General features: G+C 60.3%; 16 protein-coding genes. 9 read left to right on the top strand and 7 right to left on the bottom strand.

The window, feature by feature from the left end; translation table 11 throughout:
* The 7 genes from Q9Q95_RS07570 to Q9Q95_RS07540 all read left to right on the top strand — a co-directional run.
* The coding region (locus tag Q9Q95_RS07570; protein ID WP_306095551.1) for a dimethylarginine dimethylaminohydrolase family protein at positions 1-895 on the top strand (895 nt) is incomplete at its 5' end.
* Between the two features lie 104 nt (positions 896-999).
* Positions 1,000-2,241 carry a Zn-dependent hydrolase gene (locus Q9Q95_RS07565; RefSeq protein WP_306095550.1) on the top strand — a complete coding sequence of 414 codons (1,242 nt, stop codon included), beginning with the start codon at positions 1,000-1,002 and terminating at the stop codon, positions 2,239-2,241.
* Positions 2,193-3,788: a phosphoribosylamine--glycine ligase gene (gene purD / locus Q9Q95_RS07560; RefSeq protein WP_371876707.1), complete on the top strand. Its 1,596-nt coding sequence runs from the start codon at positions 2,193-2,195 to the stop codon at positions 3,786-3,788. The genes Q9Q95_RS07565 and purD overlap by 49 nt, the downstream gene beginning before the upstream one ends.
* Positions 3,789-4,175: 387 nt before the next feature.
* A complete protein-coding gene (locus tag Q9Q95_RS07555; protein WP_306095546.1) occupies positions 4,176-5,201 on the top strand; it encodes an alpha/beta hydrolase in 1,026 nt (341 codons plus the stop codon).
* A 95-nt stretch (positions 5,202-5,296) separates the two neighbouring features.
* Positions 5,297-6,019: a 2OG-Fe(II) oxygenase gene (locus Q9Q95_RS07550; protein WP_306095544.1), complete on the top strand. Its 723-nt coding sequence runs from the start codon at positions 5,297-5,299 to the stop codon at positions 6,017-6,019.
* Between the two features lie 176 nt (positions 6,020-6,195).
* Positions 6,196-7,776 carry an L-tyrosine/L-tryptophan isonitrile synthase family protein gene (locus tag Q9Q95_RS07545; RefSeq protein ID WP_306095542.1) on the top strand — a complete coding sequence of 527 codons (1,581 nt, stop codon included), beginning with the start codon at positions 6,196-6,198 and terminating at the stop codon, positions 7,774-7,776.
* A gap of 1 nt (position 7,777) precedes the next feature.
* Positions 7,778-8,395: a GNAT family N-acetyltransferase gene (locus tag Q9Q95_RS07540; protein ID WP_306095540.1), complete on the top strand. Its 618-nt coding sequence runs from the start codon at positions 7,778-7,780 to the stop codon at positions 8,393-8,395.
* Positions 8,396-8,480: 85 nt separating this feature from the next.
* Here the strand turns inward: Q9Q95_RS07540 and Q9Q95_RS07535 are convergent, their stop codons facing one another.
* Complete coding sequence (locus tag Q9Q95_RS07535; protein WP_306095537.1) at positions 8,481-10,703, bottom strand: GSCFA domain-containing protein; 2,223 nt, start codon at positions 10,701-10,703, stop codon at positions 8,481-8,483.
* 138 nt (positions 10,704-10,841) lie between these two features.
* On the opposite strand from Q9Q95_RS07535, the gene Q9Q95_RS07530 reads away from it, so the two are divergent.
* Positions 10,842-11,759, top strand: coding sequence for a hypothetical protein (locus tag Q9Q95_RS07530; RefSeq protein WP_306095535.1), 918 nt, complete (start codon positions 10,842-10,844; stop codon positions 11,757-11,759).
* A gap of 26 nt (positions 11,760-11,785) precedes the next feature.
* On the opposite strand, the gene Q9Q95_RS07525 is transcribed toward Q9Q95_RS07530, so the two are convergent.
* The 6 genes from Q9Q95_RS07525 to Q9Q95_RS07500 all read right to left on the bottom strand — a co-directional run bounded on the left by Q9Q95_RS07525 (position 11,786) and on the right by Q9Q95_RS07500 (position 17,986).
* Complete coding sequence (locus Q9Q95_RS07525) at positions 11,786-12,820, bottom strand: HAD family hydrolase (RefSeq protein ID WP_306095533.1); 1,035 nt, start codon at positions 12,818-12,820, stop codon at positions 11,786-11,788.
* Positions 12,813-13,958: an acyl-CoA dehydrogenase family protein gene (locus Q9Q95_RS07520; RefSeq protein ID WP_306095531.1), complete on the bottom strand. Its 1,146-nt coding sequence runs from the start codon at positions 13,956-13,958 to the stop codon at positions 12,813-12,815. Before Q9Q95_RS07520 ends, Q9Q95_RS07525 begins: the two co-directional genes overlap by 8 nt.
* Positions 13,955-14,200 carry an acyl carrier protein gene (locus tag Q9Q95_RS07515; RefSeq protein ID WP_306095529.1) on the bottom strand — a complete coding sequence of 82 codons (246 nt, stop codon included), beginning with the start codon at positions 14,198-14,200 and terminating at the stop codon, positions 13,955-13,957. Before Q9Q95_RS07515 ends, Q9Q95_RS07520 begins: the two co-directional genes overlap by 4 nt.
* Entirely contained in the window at positions 14,187-15,074 is an 888-nt protein-coding gene (locus Q9Q95_RS07510) for a 3-hydroxyacyl-CoA dehydrogenase family protein (protein ID WP_306095527.1), read from the bottom strand. Before Q9Q95_RS07510 ends, Q9Q95_RS07515 begins: the two co-directional genes overlap by 14 nt.
* A 31-nt stretch (positions 15,075-15,105) precedes the next feature.
* Positions 15,106-16,323 carry a glycosyltransferase gene (locus Q9Q95_RS07505; RefSeq protein ID WP_306095525.1) on the bottom strand — a complete coding sequence of 406 codons (1,218 nt, stop codon included), beginning with the start codon at positions 16,321-16,323 and terminating at the stop codon, positions 15,106-15,108.
* A 106-nt stretch (positions 16,324-16,429) separates the two neighbouring features.
* A complete protein-coding gene (locus Q9Q95_RS07500; RefSeq protein WP_306095523.1) occupies positions 16,430-17,986 on the bottom strand; it encodes a B12-binding domain-containing radical SAM protein in 1,557 nt (518 codons plus the stop codon).
* 401 nt (positions 17,987-18,387) lie between these two features.
* On the opposite strand from Q9Q95_RS07500, the gene Q9Q95_RS07495 reads away from it, so the two are divergent.
* Positions 18,388-19,149 carry a sulfotransferase family protein gene (locus Q9Q95_RS07495; RefSeq protein ID WP_306095521.1) on the top strand — a complete coding sequence of 254 codons (762 nt, stop codon included), beginning with the start codon at positions 18,388-18,390 and terminating at the stop codon, positions 19,147-19,149.
* Positions 19,150-19,260 lie beyond the last annotated feature (111 nt).

Here is a 19,260-nt window from a genome sequence, read left to right as displayed (position 1 = left end):
TGCGCGAAGGTCTCGCCGGGGCCGCCGCCGCATGAACCTGTCGGTCGCGTCCGAGACCGGTCAACTCCAGAGTATCGTCATCGGCTACGCCGAAAACTTCCACGCGACGGCGCCCGAGGTCGTAAACGAGACGCAGCGCCGCCACTATTTCGGGCCGCACCATCCCGATCGGGCCAGGATCGTCACCGAATATGTAGGTTTCCGTGACTGCCTCGAACGGCATGGCGTGCGCGTGCTTCAGCCGTCGCCGGTGGCCGAGGTGCCCGACCAACTGTCGCCGCGGGACATCGGCTTCGTCATCGGCGACACGCTGGTGCTGGCCAACATGGCGAAGAGTAGCCGCACGGAGGAATGGAAGGGACTGGAGCCGATCCTTCGACAGCTGCCCGAGGACAAGGTCGTCCGACCTCCCGCAGAGGCCCGGGTGGAAGGCGGCGACATCATCGTCGACCGCGGCTGCATCTTTGTGGGAATGGGTCAGCGCACCACATTGGCCGGCGCCTCTTTCCTGCAGCAGCGATTCCCGGACTACCGGGTCGTCCCGATCGAGCTTCGCAAGCTCAGCGAAGGGGAGGATGTCGTCCATCTCGACTGTGTGTTCGTCCCGGTGGGCGAGGACAGCGCACTGATCTATCCGCCGGGGTTCCGTTCGCTGCCGGCGGAGATCGTCGAGCATTATGATTTCATCGCCGTGACGCAGCAGGAGCAGAACGTCCTGACGACGAATGTTCTCTCGATCTCGCCGCGAAAGGTGATTTCGATGCCGCAGGCGCGGCGCGTGAACGAGGAGCTCACACGGCGTGGGATCGAGGTCCTGGAGGTCGAATTCGCCGAAACGATCAAGACCGGGGGCTCCTTTCACTGCGGGAGCATGCCCCTCGTCCGGACGGCTTGAACCATGGCGTCCGGCAAGCCGCGGTCTCGCGCGTCGGCATGGAAGCACGAGCGAAGGTGGCGTGTGGCAGCGGCAGCGATCCCGCGCTCCGGGAGGACGCAACCATGAGCAGGCCGGAGCCGACGAACCTCAAGATCAATGCGGACCGGCTGTGGGACAGCCTGATGGAGATGGGCAAGATCGGCGCGACGCCCAAAGGCGGGGTGTGCCGGATCGCCCTGACCGATCTGGATCGTGAAGGACGAGATCTCTTCGTCCGCTGGTGTCAGGACGCCGGATGCGACGTCCGCGTCGACCGACTGGGCAACATCTTTGCGCGCCGGCCTGGCCGGGACAATAGCAAGCCTCCCGTCATGACGGGCAGCCATCTCGACACCCAGCCCACGGGCGGGAAGTTCGACGGATGCTACGGCGTGATGGCTGCGCTTGAAGTGGTTCGCGCCCTCAACGATCACGGCTATGAGACGGAGGCCCCCGTCGAGATAGCCGTGTGGACGAATGAAGAAGGCTTTCGTTTCGCGCCGGGGATGACGGCGTCCGGCGCCTTCTCGGGGAAGTTTTCGACCGATTTCGCGCTCTCGCGGGAAGATGCCGACGGGATCACTTTCGAGCAGGCTCTGAAGGATATCGGGTACGATGGACCGGAACCGGTCGGCCGGCCGGTCGGCGCCTTCTTCGAAGCGCATATCGAACAGGGGCCCATCCTTGAACGAGAGGGCAAGACGATCGGCGTGGTCACTTCGGCGCAAGGCCAGCGCTGGTACGAACTCCACTGGACGGGCATGGAGAGCCATGCCGGAACGACCCCCATGGAAGGGCGGCGTGACGCGCTGCAGGGCGCGGCGGAATTGATCGTGGAGGCAAGGCGGATCGGAATGTGTCCGGACGGCCGCGCCACTGTCGGGGTGATCGAGAGCCGTCCTCAGTCGCGCAACACGATACCGGGCAGCGTGTTCATGACGCTCGACCTTCGCCATCCGGTCGAAGCGGAGCTTACGCGGATGGACGAAGAAATGCGGGCGGCCGCCGCGCGCATCGCGGCGGAGCATCAGCTCGACGTCCAGATCGAACAGATCTGGTACTTCCCCCCGACAGCCTTCGACCCGAAATGCGTCGAGGCAGTGCGCAATGCCGCCGTGAAGACCGGAATGTCGCACATGGATATCGTCAGCGGCGCCGGCCACGACGCTTGTTACCTTGCGCGCGTGGCGCCGACGGCGATCATCTTCGTGCCCTGCAGGGATGGCGTCAGTCACAACGAGTCGGAGTATGCGAGCAAGGAAGACGTCGCGGACGGATGCCAGGTGCTCCTGCAGGCGGTCATCGAGCGCGCAAATGCCATCTAGCCGAGTTTCGTCACTTCGTCCGCGACGCCATCGGGTCAGCGCCGGGATCCGGGCGGACGACGGGTTTGCGGCCCCGCAGGCTCGAGATCGGACCTTGTCGTGGGAAGAATATGAGCGGGAACAAGAACGTCCTTATCGTCGATCGCACCGGACGCGGACATGCCCTCGTGGAACTGTTTCTACGGACGAATCCGGGCGCCTCCGTACACTATGTCCCCGGGACCGGAGGCATGAAGGACAAACGCATCACCGTCCGACCGGATCTATCCTGGTCGGATGTCGGGCAGGTCGCCGCATACGCATTGTCTGCCGGCGTCGATTTGGCCCTTGTCTCGAACCCGCTGGCCTTGGCCGCCGGGCAGGTGGATGCTCTGGAAGCCGCGGGCATCCCGACCCTGGGTCCGAGCAAGTCGGTCAGCCGACTGGAAACGTCCAAGTCCTTTGCGAAGGACATCTGCTCCAGATACGGGATCAGGACCGCGCCCTATCGCGTCTTTGGAAACAAGGACGAAGCCGCGCGCTATGTCGAGCAGAAGGCCGGGGGATGTGTCGTCAAGGCCGACGGCCTGTGCGGCGGCGCCGGAAGCTTCGTCTGCCGAACGCCTCGCGAGGCAATGGCCGCCGTCGAACTGCTGATGGGAAAGCGAATTTACGCGGAGTCGGGCGATACCGTCGTAGTTGAGGAAATCGTCTCGGGCGTCGAGGTTTCGATATTCCTGCTGCTCGATGGGCGCGAGATCGTGATGCTTCCGACCGCGCTGGACTATAAGCGGACCGACGACGGCAACAGAGGGCCGAACAGCGGCGGGATGGGCAGCTTTTCCCCGCACCCGCTCGAGGGGCCTGCCCTGACCGCGTTGGTGCGGGAACAACTCATCGATCCGCTCAAGACGGCGCTGGGCAGCGAGAACCTCTTCTACAGGGGGATTCTCTACGTCGGAGCCATACTCAACGAGGGGCAGCTCACAGTCCTCGAGTTCAACGCGCGAATTGGGGACCCGGAAGCGGAGGTCATCCTGCCAAGGATCTCATCCGACTTCGTGACTACCTGCGAGGATATGCTTGCCGGGAGACTGAGCGAAGACTCCGTCCGGATTGAAGAGATGTTCTGCTGCGATGTCGTCGCCGTCCAAGGCCCCACCTTTCGGGGAGGCGACGACCCATCCAATGTCGACTGGCTTCCGGGATATCCTTTTGGCGAGTTTGGGCGCGGATACCAGGTCCGCGGCGTCGAGGATGTGGATCGCGGCAACTGCTCCGTCTTCATCGGCGAGACTGCGGACGACGACGTTCTCGGCCTGGTGACCGACGGGGGGCGGATCCTGCACGTCGTGGGTATCGGTGGGTCGAAGGCCGCCGCGATCGAAGCAGCCTATTCCAATCTGGAGAAGATCACCTTCTCGGGCATGCGCATCCGCCGAGACATCGGCGCCGTCTACGTGGACGAGACGCTCGTGAGCGAAGGCGAGCTCAGGGAGCGTGTCTTCGGCCCCGGAAGCGGGCTCGCCACCAAAATCCCGGTGACGGAAACTTCCTGCGACGAGTAGAGATCGAGGATGCGCGCGATGGCGCAGGGTCGGCGCGATCCGGCTGGTACGGCGCAGTCCGGCGACGAATGTGGTGGCTTCAAATGCTCATGCCGCATATCCGGGCGCTGGCGGTGACCGCGCCGGCAGCGGCCATGGCGCCGCGTGGAAACCGCTCCAGCCGCTGACGAATCGGCCTGACGGCATTAACGTGCATTGCGGTCGTTCATCGTAAAGCTCCTCCCGTCAAAGGAACCTCGATGGTCTGCCCGTATCCGGCAGGACTCAACTCGGACGCGATGCTCGCACTTTCCGCCTCGATCTCAGCGCACGCACCAATCGACAAACCGCGACCGGCGGAACTATACTGACTCTGCCATACGCGTTTGGCGCGCAGCTTTAGGGAGAATGCTCGTCCTGCTTCGCCGGTATCTGGCCGTAGTCTTTCTGCTGGTCGCGCTTGCTGTTGCTTTTGCGGGTTTCCGTACGCACAACCAGGTCACGCATGTGGCAGCAAAGCCGGAGCCGGTAGCACGGCCCGACCGGCGCGTGACCGGTATCTGGACGCCTCCGGCCGGGCTGACGCAGGTCAAGATCTGGCCCGGCGCAGCGCCGGATCAGGTTCGAGTATCCGAAAGACCCGAGAGCGTCCTGACCCGATGGACGCCCGAAGCGATCCATGGCGACACTTCTCAGGCCGTATTCGATGTTTCGCATCCGACGATGACTGTCTTTCCGCCTCAAGGGACGAACACCGGCGCGGCCGTCGTGGTCTTTCCCGGCGGGGGATTTTCGGCAGTCGTCATCACGTCCGAAGGCACCGAAATCTGTAAATGGCTGGCCGGGCAGGGGATCACCTGCATCCTGTCGAAATACCGTGTTCCCGAGACCGGTCATCATTGGGATAAAAGCTGCAATTGCGGCGTCGTCCCGGCTGCACCCAACGCCTTGCAGGACGCTCAGCGCACAATCCGGCTGGTTCGGTCGCAAGCGGCCGAACTCAACGTGGATCCGCACAAGATCGGCGCAATGGGATTTTCGGCCGGCGGCTATCTGGTCGCTCAGGTCAGCAACATTATGGAACCGGCCTATCGGCCAGTAGATGAAGCCGACCGGATCAGCAGCCGCCCCGATTTCGCCATCGTGCTCTATCCCGGACATATATGCCGTAGACGCCGGACCCTCGACCCTGAGTTGAAGATAGAAAAATCTCCGCCGCGGACCTTTCTGGCGCAGGCATGGGACGACCCCGTCGACGATATTTGCAACAGCCTTCTTTACGCAGATGCTCTCCAAAAGGCGGGCGGTCTCGCGGAGGTCCACCTGTTCGCCCAAGGCGGTCATGGGTTCACGCTGCGCAAGGACGCTCACATGTCCGCGCAGTGGCCTGGATTGCTGCAATCATGGCTGCGCTCGATCGGTATCCTTGGCTGAGCCGCAAATGCAAAGCATGCCCCGCCCGAAACGATTGCTAACCGAAAGTACGGATGTTAGCTCTGGCGCCTGCGCAGCGCGAACGGAGTAAGACTATGCCCGTCGCCGAGGAATCAACGTGGAAGTGGCCAAGTCGACTAGCTGAATTGCATGAGCGTTTTAGTGCAGCCGCGCCATTTCCACATATCGTTCTGGATAATGTCTTAAAACCCGAAATCGTGTCGGCAATTTATGCGGAAATTCCGGATCCGGACAATCCGGCATGGATTCGCTGGGGCGGCGGCAGGCCGGAAGAATGCGATCCCATATTTGCGAAGCGGGGGATTTCTGACGTGCGTCAGCTTCCCGCGTCGAGTCGGTTCGTTCTCGACGAACTGACGTGCGATCGCTTCATTGACGATCTTTGCGTGTTGACGGGAAAGTCCGAGTTGAGCGTCGATTGGACTTTCAGCGGGGGTGGTCTTCATTGTTCGGGGCAGGGCGCTGCCCTTCGGATCCACGCCGATCCGATCCGGCATCCGCATCCCGACCAGTTCGACCAGGCGATCAACCTGATCCTTTACGTCAATCCTGCCTGGGAAGAAGATTTCGGCGGGGATCTTGAGCTGTGGTCGCGCGATTGCTCGAGGTGCGAGGTTTCGATCGCCCCCATGTTCAATCGTCTCGTTATTTTCCAGGCGGATCGGAGCAGCTTTCACGGCCACCCGAGCCCCAACAGATGCCCGCCTGGCCAATATCGCGCATCCTTGGCGTTATATTACTACACCAGAAGGGAGCAGGATGTCTTGTTGGAAAGCAACCGGCCGATCTGGCGCTGATTGCCGGATGCGGCCCGAAACCGGGCAAAGAGAATTGAACGGACGGCGCTCGAATCATTGACGAATCGGCGCCCGATGAAATGCCTCATATCTTGACATCCCATAGGTCTGCCGTATTATATATTTAGCCAGTTGATTATTTTCGATTTTGTCCGTCGAAGGTGTTGCACTTTGCGATGAGAAACAACGAGCAACAAACCTTAGAAAAGATTTCGTATACGACGGGCCTTGATAGAATTCAAGAAGCGGTTATAAGCTCGCATTTCATGCAGAAGTTTTCGTGTGACGAAAATCTTCACATGTATAGTGAAGCCGCATTCCGCGATAAGCGCATAGCTATTTCCTCTGAATTCGTTATCGAAAAAATAGTCCCGAATTTGCTTCGGACTGCCGAAGATTTTTCGGCTGCCAGAGCAGCGCTGGCGAAAATACGCGCCGCTGAGAAATTTGGCGAATATGGCTTGGCGAAGGCAAGCGAGTTGGGCGCGGCTAACTTCATTGCTGAACTCATGTTCGATCGCAATTATTCGCAGAACGCTGGAAAATATTTTTCGAGGAGATCACTGGCAAATCAGATTTCCGAACGTATTGCCGCAGGCGAAGCAATCACCTTGGCGATTCCTGCGCTGCCGTTCAAATTGCCGTCGCCCCTCAAGGCCAGGGGTTCCAGCCCCGATCTTGCGGAAGTAAATTTTCTTCTTCAGCTTTTCGAAATCGCTTACGGTATCGACCTGCTTTACCGCGAAGCGCAGCCGCAAATTCCGCACGCCTGCGCGAGATTCACCGTGGTTTCGGACGGACGGCGCTTCAATGCCCTGGTCGGCCAGCCCGACGACGCCGTGACCCGATATGGCGAGCAAATCAGGTGGTGGATCGATCGCCTCGGTATTTCCGAATATGTCGAAGTCGCCGACTATCGCGATCTGCTGGAGGCGCGACTGCCGCAGGAACTGCTCCGCGACAAGGCCGGGATACGCGACAAAGCGGAAGTGTCCTACGCCGAGTTGATGTGGCCGGTCTTCGATCCGCTTCACCCGCTGAAAAGCTTGGGTCTGACGTCGCTGCTCGAGCCCGATCCGGAAAAACTCAACCCTGAAGGACGTTTCAGCTCGCTCCTCCAATCTCTGGTATACACGATCAGGTATCCGTGTCTGAAGCGGGTTGCTGAATCGGCACCCGGTCCCGACAGATCGCGAGATCTTGCGCTTTACCGAGAATTGACCGGGCATATTTTCGTACGTTACCCCGATGCAATTCCTTGCGAGTTCGATGAGGTGCTGCTGCAGGCCGGGGCAGGGGACGGCCTTTCACCCGGCGCCATGGAAAGCTTGCGGCAGGCAATGTTGAGGGAGGTCTGGGAAGCCACTATTCTCTACATGGCCGAAATCAAGAGTGACCGCGAACTCCAGCGCGAACCGATATCGACCTGCCTTCCAGATGCATTCCGCTGGACGATTCATGCGAAGCGGGGACAGATTGCCCTCATGACGCCGACCGCCCTGGGGCTGTCGGTTCAGGCATGGGCGGGAACGGCGGTGTTCAAGCGGTCAAAAAAGGGTGGCGTCAAATTATGCGCGCTGCCGGTCGTCGCCCTCGAAGGTGTCGGATCGATCCCGGTTACCGTTCAGGACGAGCACAATCTGTTTGGTCTTGGCGATCAGCCATTGTTCTACATCTATCCCGACATTGCCGTTTCGAGCCTGAGCGGATTGATGGACGAACTGACCGGCCCGCTGGTGCGCGCGCGAGCGGTCTGAGATGACGGCCGGCTTCGCCGATATGGCTTTTCCCCGACCCGGAACCCTGGAGGGGCCGTCGGTGAAGCTAGAGCCGCTGGCGGCGCCTCACCGTGAGGATCTGCGCGAAGCCGCGACGTCGGACCAATCGATCTGGACCTACTTCCCTCTCCTCTTCAACGGTGCCGGCGACGACTTCGATCCATGGTTCGAATCCAGTCTGCAGCGCGGCCTGGCGGGGGAACATTATCCCTTTGCCGTCAGGCGAAACGCCGACGGCAGGATCATCGGAACCACGCGCTATTATGACATGTCTTCGGTCCATCTTCGCCTTGCGATCGGATCGACATGGTACGCGCCTGAGGCGCGCGGGAGCCTGGTCAATTTTGAAGTGCGTCTCCTGACCATGGCCCATGCGTTCGAAAATTGGAACGTCAACCGCATCGAACTCATAACCGATCCCCGCAACCTGAGCTCGCAAGCCGCCATGAAATTGCTGGGCGCCAGGCAGGAAGGCGTCATTCGCAACCATCTGATCTACAACGATGGACGCGTGCGCGATTCGCTTCTTTTCAGCGTCGTTCGATCAGAATGGCCGGCGGTCAGGGAACGCCTGACGCAAAGGCTTGCGAGAGCCTGACCGCAGTTTCTCTCCGCCAGCGACCGTTCGCGTGCCAGCGGCTTCTGGCGCGGTTGCCGATCCGGGTCCCGGCTGCCGCCCGCCGCTATTGGCCGTGCTGTCCCGGCCAAAGGATCGCGCCGGCATTTTCCCTGAGGTCGGAAAGCGATGAACATCCAAGAAGCTGCAAGGCATTGGTGAGTTCGTCCCCAAGCAGCGCGATAGCCCTTGCCACCCCTTGCTCACCCGCAACGGCCAGTGCCCACATGGTTGCACGCCCGAGGAGAACCGCATCGGCTCCAAGGACCAGCGCTTTCACGACGTCGGTCCCGCGTCTGAAGCCCCCATCGACCAGAACCGGCACCCGTCCGTTCACCACCCGTGCGATGGGCGGAAGCGCCTGGATTGCCGAGATCGTGCTATCCAGTTGCCGCCCTCCATGATTGGAAACAATCAGCCCTGCCGCGCCGGCATCCAGCGCGCGTTCCACGTCGATGGCGTTCGTGATGCCCTTTATCAACACGGGCAGGCTGGAGGCAGCGATGGCTTTGTGCACATCCTGCCAGGTGACCGCCGGGTCGGGTTGCGCGCCGGGGAACGAATGGATCGGGTTGTTGTGATCGATTGCGTCTCCCCTGGCGAAATTGCCCGCGCTGATCGCCGCCGGAAGCGTGAAGCCATTGGCAAGATTGCGGTCGCGTTTTCCCATCACTGCACAGCCCGCGCTCAGGACAATCGCCTTGAAGCCCGATCGTTCGGCGCGGCGTACCACTTCATCACCCAGCGATCGGTCCTGGAGGATATAGGATTGGAGCCATAGCGCCTGATGGGGTGAGACGGCTGCAATTTCCTCGATGCTGCGGCTGGACATCATGCTGACAATCATCGGGATCTTCGCGTGCAGCGCTGCCGCAGCGGTGGCCAATTCGCCATCGGGGCAGACCAGCTCATGCATAGCGGACGGGCTGAGCCCTATCGGAAGGGCGAAATCGCCAAGCGGTCCGGTCCAACTTGTATCAACCGCCGAAACCTCTCTGAAAGCGAGCGGGGCAAACCGGATCGCGTCAAGGTCGCTGCGATTTGCCGCGCAGGTAAGCTCGTCGCCCGCGCCGCCATCGATATAGTCGAACAGTTTTGCGTCCAGCGCCGATCGGGCCTGCCGCCTGAAACCGTCGATATTGATGATTTCGCGCAGCGCGTGCGAGGCGGTAGCCGGCCCGTCCCGCGTCGTGTCCGGTAATCGCAAGGGCCGCTCTTCCTCGCGACCGTATTTCTCCCAATGCTCGAAGCCCGACGCGAGTTCGCCCCGGCGCAATCGATCCTCGACATCCGGATTGGCTGCCAGATAGGAACGCTCGCAAAAATCCGGGCGCGACACCTCTGCGCCAAGCTGGGCTTTCAGAAATGTCCGGATCACTCGCCCGACGGTGGCGTCGGAAACGTGCCGGCAATCGGCTTCATAAGCCTTGGCTCGAGGCGACATCGAAACCATGTCGAAGCTCGGGAAATAATCGACGTCGTCATGGGCCTCGGCGAAAATCTCGGCAGTGACGCGCAGGGTCGACTTCGAATGCATGTTGGCGACGATGATGTCGCGGCCGGAAAATGTTTCCGACATGGGAACGGGCGACACGGACACGATGATCCGCGCGCCTTGATTGTGACGGAGAATCAGGCGGCGAACCTTCTCCAATTCCTCCAGATTGTCGGCCACATCGGTGATGCGCAATTCGTAGCGACCGGACTCGCGGCGCACGCTGGCCAAGTTCGGCGGCGCATTGAGATGTCGGCTCGTCAGGTGGTCGAACCAGACCTCGTTCAAGCCCAGCGTCAGAATGACCAGCGATGCCTCGCGCAACCGGGAGAAATATTGGTCAGTCAGATAGGCTCTGCGCTCGATGGCGCGCGGGAGCGGAACGGGGGCAACGAACGGCGAAAGTTGCAGGTCGAGCCAGCCGTCGCGATGTTGCTCGAAATAGGACTCATCGAGCGCCGGCGGCTCGATAGACCATTCGAGTTCGTTGCGGATCGAGTGGACGGTGAATTTATTGAGAAAACCGTTGACGCGGTTGGGCCACTCCTCACGCGGGCTGACCACTTTGCGGCTCAGAACGTCGATGCCATGCGGAATGAGATGCTCCTCGATATTGCGGGCGAAGCACGATCCGATACAAAACACTCTTTCATTTTCGGAAATACGGAATTTTGGTGAAATCGACACTTCGACGAACGGGTCCGCAAATCGGTCTATTTGTCGTTTCCAGCGCGACATCGGCGCCTTCGCAGCAGCTTGCCATGCTGCAGTTCCCGAAATCGACCTGACCGTCATCACAAGCTCCACCTTTCGCAAGGCCGCGGTCGAACTGACCCCATTGCGATACGGACGACTATATCAGCTGCAATTCGGGTGCGACGAAATTTCTTGGCTACTCTCGACAACACAAGCAAAATAGTAAGAGATATTTCGATGCAGACAGAGGCCCAGATTGTCGCAGAGGCTGCTTTCAATCGGCTGTTCGTAAATGACGACGAGATTGCAAGGGCGGGCGCCGACTGCGCATTCTTCGAAATGTCAGGCGAACGAGCGGCACCTTTAATTGTCGAGCGAATTCGGACGGCAATTGCGGATGGCACCCCGTTTTCGCTCGTCAGGGTGGGTAACGGCGAAGGTAACGCGATTGCGATGGTCGAAGATGCCGGATCGCCGGCAATCTTCGATGGCTTCGATTTCGAGTTCGTCAGCCAGAATGGCTGTTCCATCACTCCGGAAAAGGCCGTGCCTTTTTCACGCCTTGTCGTCGATGCGATTATGTCCGCCGACATCCAGGGATATCGCATCGGCCGCTTCGACGAACGTGCCGTCGCCCTCGATTGCATTGCAAGAGGGGAGACCTCGCCCGCGTTGGGGATAATTTATGCGCGATCGCTATTCGCCGGTCAGGTGCTTGGTCGCGCATCACGCTCGGGCTGGTACACCAGCGCCTGGATTCACTTCGACCTGATGACCCGGTTCGCAGCGATGGTCGAGAATGCGACGCAAGTCGTGGTCATTTCCGGGCGCGAGGAGTTGGCCGCCAGGTTCGCCGAAAAACTGGGCTCCCGGCTCGCCTGGTTTGCGCCGATACCGGTCCAGGGATATGTTCCGCAGTCACTGGAAACCTCTCACTATGCGATGTTCGAAGGCCTGCGAGACAGGATCAGGCAATCGGATTTGCGAGGGACGCTGGTGCTGGTGGGGGCTGGGCTGTTCGGCAAGGTCTATTGCCAGGATGCCCGCGATGCCGGCGGGGTCGCGGTCGACATGGGCAGCGCGTTCGACCTTCTGGCGGGGATTTCGACACGGCCCATTCATCGGCGCCTCGACATTTCCGCATTGCGCTGGTGACCCGCGGGCGCTCTGCAGCGTAGGGGTCAGATCTCATCCGATATCGTCATATAATCCGGAACCGGGGGCATGCGCACATAGTCATGCTCCAGGAGCAGAGCGCTCATAGGATCTTCTGCGGATTGTCGGAAACCGGCGAACTTGTAGGTGACGAGCATCGGCCGGTTGCGCTCCGTCGCGACGAAAACTGCCCGCATTCTTACCTGGCGTGCCTTCGCCAGCCGCAAGATATGGCCGAGCAGCACCGAACCTATCCCGCGTGACAGGACGCGACAGGACATCAGGAACAGCCGGATTGTCCACACCATATCGTCCAGTTGGATCAGCGACAGGCCGATCGTGCCGCTGCTACCGAAACGATCTTCGAGTTCGGCGACCAGTACGAGGTGATCGGGCGACGTCGAATATGCCTCCAGTTCCTCGATGGAATAGGTTCGTCCGCCGGTGTTGAGTTGATTGGTCCTGACGGTAAGTTCGTGCGCGCGCTCAAGATCGGCCGCGGTTGCCCGGCGCACCGTCAGGCGCATGTCGAGGGACGCAAGAAATCTGTCGCGGGCGCCTTCGAACGATTCTCCCGCCGCCTTGCGCGCCTCGTCGGCCCGATACATCGATCTTCTGTTGCTGGAATCGGCCGTCACGAATTGCGGGTTGAATTCGGGCCACGACAGCAGGTCGGGAAGCGCGTCGGCGGCGATCGCCCTTACTTCGGGTATCATGAACTGAATTTCGGCGCGTTCCGTCGCCTGGTCATCGATGAACGCGAAAGTGTCCAGCCCGATACCCAACAGGTCCGCTACGGTGCTGATCGATTTCGCCTTGCTGTCCCAGCCGATCTGCGGGTGCAGGAAAAAGTCGGCGATACCGAGCGACTCGAGCCGCGGCCAGGCCGCCGCATGGTCGTTCTTGCTCGCAATCGATTGCAGAATGCCGCGGCTATCGAGCTCGCGGACGACCTGTTCTGCCGCAGGTGAAAGCTCGTTCGCTCCGCCCTCGAGCAACGTACCGCGCCACAAGGTTTCGTCCAGGTCCCAGACAACACATTTGATGTGCGACTTATGCATTGGTCCAGGGCTTCTGCAAGGCGTATGACGCAAGCGAGATCTGATGAATCTCGCGCGTCCCTTCGATAATTCCGGATACCGTCGCGTCCCGCAAATACCGCGAAACGGGAAATTCGGAAGAACAACCGTTGGCGCCAAGCAAGGCGACGGCATCATTGGCGACCCTGATCGCCGCCTCAGCGCTGTGATACTTCGCAAGCGCGGTTTCGGCTGCCGCCCTGGGGTCGCCGGCGGCGCGCAAGCGCGCGGCGCGATCGCACAGCGCGCGGGCAGTCGTATAAGCCACCAGTCCGTCGGTAAGGATGCGCCGCACCAACTGGTGCTGGGATATTGGGACACCGCCCTGCTGCCGACGCGCGGCATAGGCGGTGCAGGTGTCGAGACAGGCGCGAATGATGCCAACCGTCCCGCAGGCAACCGAAAAGCGCCCATGATCAAGCGCCGTATTGGCGACGAATCTGATGCCGGCATTGGGCGCGCCGATCCGGTTCTCGGTCGGCACCCGCACGGCATCGAGGTGAAGCCTCGCCAGCTCGGAGCCACGGGTGCCGAACACATCGGTCATCCGTTCGATCTTCAGACCAGGGCTGTCCCGCTCCAGGATCAAGGCCAAGGGCTTTCCATTGCAGCTGGCGAACACCAGAAACAGGTTCGCGATGCAGCCGAAGCTGCACCATATTTTTTCACCCGACAGAACATAGCCGCCTGCATCTTCCACCGCGGAGGTCCCGATCGCGTTGGCATCGCTGCCCACGTCCGGCTCCGTCAGGGCGAAGGCGATGATCGATCGCCCGCTGGCCAAGCCGGGCAAATGTCGTCGCTTCTGCTCCTCATTGCCGTATCGCAGTACCGCCTGTGCCGCCATGTTGTGCACGGTCAGCAGGGTGCGGGCCGATGCGCAGCCCCAGCCGAATTCCTCCAGCACCGGGCCAAAGTCGACGGGATCAAGTCCGCCGCCGCCCCACCGGGCCGGCAGGGCGGCGCCAAGCCAGCCTTGCTCGCCGAGGGCGGTGACCAATTGGCCCGGAAAATGTTGCTCGCGATCGATCTTCTCCGCCAGCGGCTCGACCATCTCCCGGACAAAGCGCCTTGCACGGTCTGCGGCGGTGCTCGATTCCGACACGGCTCCGTCAGTCATTGTGCGAAGCCCGCCCCCATCTTGCCAACAACGAACCGATTGATGGCAGCGATCGAACAGAAATTGTCGATATCGAGGTCGTCACCATCGACCTCCATTCCGAATTCCTGTTCCACGAAGCTTACGAGCTGCAGTCCGAAAAGCGAGTCGACAAGGCCGAGCTCGAAAATATCATCGTCATCTTCCAGGGGTTGTGCGACCTTGGCCCCAATATAGCTTCGGATTCGATCACGAACGTCCATCGGTGTCACCTTTTACACGGTAATCATAGAAGCCGAGTCCGGATTTGCGGCCGAGCTTTCCGGTTGAGACCATCTCGACCAGCAACGGATTGGGTGCGAACCGGGCTTCGCCGAAACATTTGTGCAGCACCTCGAGCGAGCGCATTATCGTATCCAGGCCGATCAGGTCGGCGGTCGCCAAAGGTCCCATCGCATGGGCGAAGCAACCGACGAAAATCCGGTCGGTGTCGACCGCGTTCGCAACCCCCTCGTTCACGACCGCGATCGCTTCATTGATGGTCAGCATGAGCACCCGGTTGGTGACAAACCCCGGGCTGTCGTTGACCAGTATCGCTTCCTTGCCGATTTCATGCAGCAGCGCGCGCGCGCTTTCGATGGTTGCGACACTGGTATCGGGACCTCGAATGACCTCGACGATCTTCTTTTGGGGAACGGGGTTCATGAAATGCATGCCCGCCAGTCGCGAGCGGTCCCGAAGTTCCTGTGCGAGATTGCCGATCGGGATCGCCGACGTATTCGCGGCAATCACGCAATTCCGATCGGCGACCCGGTCGAGTGCGCTGTAGATTTCGCGCTTGATGTCGAAATCTTCGGTCGCATTCTCGATGATGAAATCGGCTTCGCCCATCCGTGAAATGTCCGTCGTCGGCGTTATCAGGCCGACGACGTCGTCCGTGCGGATACGCGCCGAATTGCGGTCCATCATGGCTGCGAGTTTCAGCGATCGAACGATCTGGCGCTGCGCCGAATCCAGGATGCCGTCAGCGACGTCCACGAGCAGGACCTTGTGGCCCGTCTGCGCCAGGACCTGCGCAAGGCCCTGTCCCATCACGCCCGCCCCAATGACGCCGACCGTTTCGAATTTCAGGTCCATCGGAAATCGTCTCACCTCGCCATCGCGCAAATCATGGCACCGTGTCCATGGCCAGATCGTTCAGGGCGATGTCCGCAATGGCGTCGGCCCCACTCATGTCGATCTCTGCGCGGCGATCGGGGCGCCGCGAGGCCGACGCCTGAACAGCTTCGGCGAATTTCAGCGGGAGTTCCGCCGCGGTCGGAGCAATTCGAATGTCGATGAAATCGGACAGGCTGCGTGCATGCTGGAATTGCTCGTCGCGCTCGCTCGCGCGCAGCGGGACACAGACTATGGAAGCGCTGCCCTGCAACGTTTCCAGAAGCGAATTATAGCCGCCGGTCGTGATCACCACGTCCGCGCCGGCGTGCAGGAGTCCCATATTCTCAACGGTGCTGTGGATCCGAACGCGCATCGCGTTGCCGCCGACCCGAATCCCGTCGGGCGGCCGCAGGTTCGACCGCGGTCCGAGGACAATATCGAAAACCAGTTCGGGATAAGCGTCCGCCAGCGCGATGGCAGCGTTGATCGTCGCTTCGCCGGTCTGTCCGCCTCCCGCCGAAGCGACAACCCATGTATCGCCGGGCGCCAGGCCTCTTTCAGCGCGCTTTCCGGCAATGGCGGCAGCGGATATCTTTTGCGTAACATAGCCCGTGCTGGTGATCTTGGCGCGAACTCTCGCGGACAGGTCATGGCCTTCGGCGAATTTGACTATCCTGCGGTCGGCGGCAACCAGGATGCGGTCATAGTGCTCGATCAGCGCGGTTCGCGCCGCGCCGCCGAAAATCAGGGCGTCAAGGTCCTCCGTCCCGTTGAGGACGCCGCGCGTGACAAGATATTTTCGGCATCGTGCGTTCTCGATGACATCTGCCAGCTCTCCCCTCGACCCCAGCGGAAGATGATCGACGAAGATGGCATCGGGCCGAAACGCGCGCATGATGCCGTCGATCATGGTTCGCCTGATCGCTACCGCTTCTTCGAGTTCGACCTCGACGAACGGCTCGCGGGCCCAATAACGCGCTCTTTCCGCGATCAGGCTGTCCCAACTGGGAATGTGGACATATTCGCAACCCGCGGGAACGAACCAGGTAGCGGCCCGGCTGTGTCCCGTGACCACAAGACAGGCGAACGGCCCCTGCATCCGTTCGGCGATATGGCACAAGCGTCGCAAATGCCCGAGGCCGACGCCCCCGTCGAAGACGAAGAAAACGGCGCGCTTCTGGGCCGCTGCCCCGCGCGCGTGCCAGGACCTTGCATGCTCAGCCGTCACGACCGCCTCGTATCGGCGACCCAAATGCTGCGAAATGCGGGCTGGCCGCGCTCGCCGGCCGGCGCGGACGGCGATCCGGGAAGTGCGATTACGTCGGCCACGATGATCATACCTCTGGGATCATGCCGCGCTTGTATTTGACGTAGTCGCTGCGATTGACGAGCAGCCACGCCAGCTGACGCAAATGTTCCAATGTCGACGGATCGACCTTCAGGTTGCGCATGATCGACTTGGTCCAGCGCATCTGGTCGGGCTCGATCTCGCGGTCGATATGACCGTCGCGTATCGCGATCTCGAACAGTTCGGATCCCGGGAATGGCACGACCGCAAAAAACAGCGCATAGTCGAGCCCTTCCTCGACGTTTCGCTTGGCCATCGTGATCGTCTCGAAAATCTCGTCGATCGTTTCGTCGGGGTATCCGATCATGTAATTGCCGGAGACCTTGATGCCATAATCGTTGAACGTACGGATCAGTTTTGCAGTATTGGTATTCCTGATCTTCCATTTCGACGAAGCATATTTGTCCAAAAGACGCTGTGACGCGGATTCGAAAGGCAAGGCGAGGGAGGTGAAACCGGCTTCGGCCAGAACCTCGATCAGCTCGGTATCGACCTGCAATTCGTCCGTGCCCTGCTTGCCGCTATGCAGGTGGCATATATTTATGCCGTTTACGTCGAGCAATTTGAGTCCAAGGTCGCGGACCATCCGAAATATGTCGATCGCCCTGCGTTTCTTCATGAACAGGCTATCGTCCTCGATGAAGACATATTCGACACCCATATTCTTGAGCGTTTCGAACTCCCGATATACCCGTTCGACCGATTTCATCCGGAAAGACCCGATGTGGCTGTGATCCGAGCCAGCCTGCTCCCTGGAAATATGGCAATAGGCACATCGAAACGGGCAGCCGCGCGACGTCTGCAGCGACGCATATCGGATCGTCTGGCCCAAGGGAAAGTTGCCGCCATGCGGTCGCGAAATCGTCCAATATTGCTGCATCGGCAGCAAATCCCATGCCGGCATCGGCAACTCGTCTAGATCCTTCACGAGCGGTGCGTGTGCCGTCTTCTGCTCGCGGCCGCTTTCATCCAAATAGGCGACGCCCGGCACCGTCGCGATCGAGCCGCCGCCTTGCAGCGCTTCGCCGAGCCGGGTCACGGTGGCTTCAGCTTCGGACATGGCGATCAAATCGACGCCCGCGGCAAAGAACCTGTTACGCAAATTGCGGGCGTTGACGCCGCCCGCGATTATGAGCTTCCCGGGGAATTGTCTCTTAATCTGCGAGACAAGTTCAAGGCAGGGTGTGGTCTGGGGCGTGAAGATCGACGACAGACCCACGACATCATACCGCTCGACTACTTTCAATATATCTTCGGCGGACAGCCCGACGCGGAGCAGCCCGTTATCCTGCTCGGTTACATTGTGGAAACTTTTATCGAGCGGCGAACGATCGAAGCCGACCGTACAATCGAGAATATCTGCTTCGTAGCCTGCGTCGCGCAGCGCAGCGGCAAGATACGCCAGGCTGAGCGATCCGTCGGGCTTGACGACCTCCCCGACCGAAAACTGAAGCGGGGGGTAAAGAAGAAGGAAGCGCGGAGACGCGCACCTCGCCGCAGCCAACTTTTGTTCAATAGAAACAACTTGATCGGGGTGCAGCATTCCCTATCCCCTATATGGAAGGCTAGCATGCTTTTCGAAGATTGCGGTGTCAACCGCCCTATTGCCTTGGCTTTCCAGCAAAAACTGCCCTATCTATTGTCTTGATTCGGGCTCGAGTATCGCTGGCCTCACCTTTGCCCGTTTGACAAGAGGGCGCCGATCATCGAAAATTCAGGCAAAAACTCGTTATGGCAGGAATAATTTAGAGGACGTCCGACGGGTTTAATCATGAATAGTTCTGCGGAGAATACATGGGTTCTATTGAAGGCCGGCAAATAGATCGATGCGATTCCGCAACGAACTTGCGTAGCCCGGTAATTCTGGTTCTTGGTATGGCCCGCAGCGGGACCTCTGCGGCCGCGCGAGTTCTCTCGCAATGCGGGGCAAGATTGCCTGATTCGTTGCTGACGCCCAACCGCCATAATCCGACTGGATTTTGGGAGCCTGCAGTCGCAGTCCAGATCAATGCCAGAATACTCAAGGCATCTGGGTCTAGTTTCTTCGACACCGCAATCTGTCCCGATACTTTGAATGATAGTCTGGATCGATCTCAATTCATCGATGAGATAGCCGAATTCCTTGCAATCAGTCGTGTGAAAGACAGTGCGCAACCGCTGGTGGTTAAAGACCCGAGAATCAGCAATCTGCTGCCTTTTTGGCTCGAGGCCATCGCCCGGGCCGAGCTCGAGCCCCGCGTGGTGATACCTGTCCGTTCGCCGGCCGAGGTTGCGGTCTCGCTGCGCAAGTGGAAAGGGGTGCCATTGGAGCATTCCGCCGCGCTCTGGCTGAAGTACAACCTGCTGGCCGAACGCGGGACCCGCCATATCCGGCGGAAATATGTGAGCTACGCTGGGCTGTTGCACGACTGGAGGCGCGAGGTTGCCGCGATCGCGGCGGCTTTGCAGCTGCCGCTGGATCTGAATGACGATGTGGACAAGTTCCTCGACAGCGGATTGAGGCATTCGACATCTCATGCCGTCCCCGGCGAACTTCGCGATATCGCGTGGTTGGGTGAAGTGGAACGCGTGCTTCAATCCGCGTGCGACGGGCAGGGGGGCGATCAGTCCATACTAGACTCGGCGTATGACTGGATATGTGCTTCGCAAGCGTCGGGGGCGCTTCCCGTGATCAACACGTTTGGAACGGACTTCGGAATTTCGTAGAGCAAACCATGATGCCGGCACGCAATATTGGTTCTATTGCGTCTGGAGTTCTGGATGTGGGGTTCGGAGACGCCGCACCAGGGGCTGGCAAAGAGTTTCCGTGGCATAGCT

The sequence above is a fragment of the Sphingomonas sp. DG1-23 genome, from assembly GCF_030730875.1.
Taxonomy (GTDB): domain Bacteria; phylum Pseudomonadota; class Alphaproteobacteria; order Sphingomonadales; family Sphingomonadaceae; genus Sphingomonas.
The sequence above is the reverse complement of the archived record's forward strand: the minus strand, read 5'-3'. Positions and strand labels throughout refer to the sequence as shown.

Excerpts from the sequence above, each read along its gene's own strand:
- Q9Q95_RS07555 (WP_306095546.1), top strand. The coding sequence starts at position 4,176 with ATGCTCGTCCTGCTTCGCCGGTATCTGGCCGTAGTCTTTCTGCTGGTC.
- Q9Q95_RS07510 (WP_306095527.1), bottom strand. The coding sequence starts at position 15,074 with ATGGACCTGAAATTCGAAACGGTCGGCGTCATTGGGGCGGGCGTGATG.
- Q9Q95_RS07545 (WP_306095542.1), top strand. The coding sequence starts at position 6,196 with ATGAGAAACAACGAGCAACAAACCTTAGAAAAGATTTCGTATACGACG.
- Q9Q95_RS07500 (WP_306095523.1), bottom strand. The coding sequence starts at position 17,986 with ATGCTGCACCCCGATCAAGTTGTTTCTATTGAACAAAAGTTGGCTGCG.
- Q9Q95_RS07550 (WP_306095544.1), top strand. The coding sequence starts at position 5,297 with ATGCCCGTCGCCGAGGAATCAACGTGGAAGTGGCCAAGTCGACTAGCT.
- Q9Q95_RS07540 (WP_306095540.1), top strand. The coding sequence starts at position 7,778 with ATGACGGCCGGCTTCGCCGATATGGCTTTTCCCCGACCCGGAACCCTG.
- Q9Q95_RS07515 (WP_306095529.1), bottom strand. The coding sequence starts at position 14,200 with ATGGACGTTCGTGATCGAATCCGAAGCTATATTGGGGCCAAGGTCGCA.
- Q9Q95_RS07530 (WP_306095535.1), top strand. The coding sequence starts at position 10,842 with ATGCAGACAGAGGCCCAGATTGTCGCAGAGGCTGCTTTCAATCGGCTG.
- Q9Q95_RS07525 (WP_306095533.1), bottom strand. The coding sequence starts at position 12,820 with ATGCATAAGTCGCACATCAAATGTGTTGTCTGGGACCTGGACGAAACC.
- purD (WP_371876707.1), top strand. The coding sequence starts at position 2,193 with ATGCCAGGTGCTCCTGCAGGCGGTCATCGAGCGCGCAAATGCCATCTA.
- Q9Q95_RS07520 (WP_306095531.1), bottom strand. The coding sequence starts at position 13,958 with ATGACTGACGGAGCCGTGTCGGAATCGAGCACCGCCGCAGACCGTGCA.
- Q9Q95_RS07565 (WP_306095550.1), top strand. The coding sequence starts at position 1,000 with ATGAGCAGGCCGGAGCCGACGAACCTCAAGATCAATGCGGACCGGCTG.
- Q9Q95_RS07535 (WP_306095537.1), bottom strand. The coding sequence starts at position 10,703 with ATGACGGTCAGGTCGATTTCGGGAACTGCAGCATGGCAAGCTGCTGCG.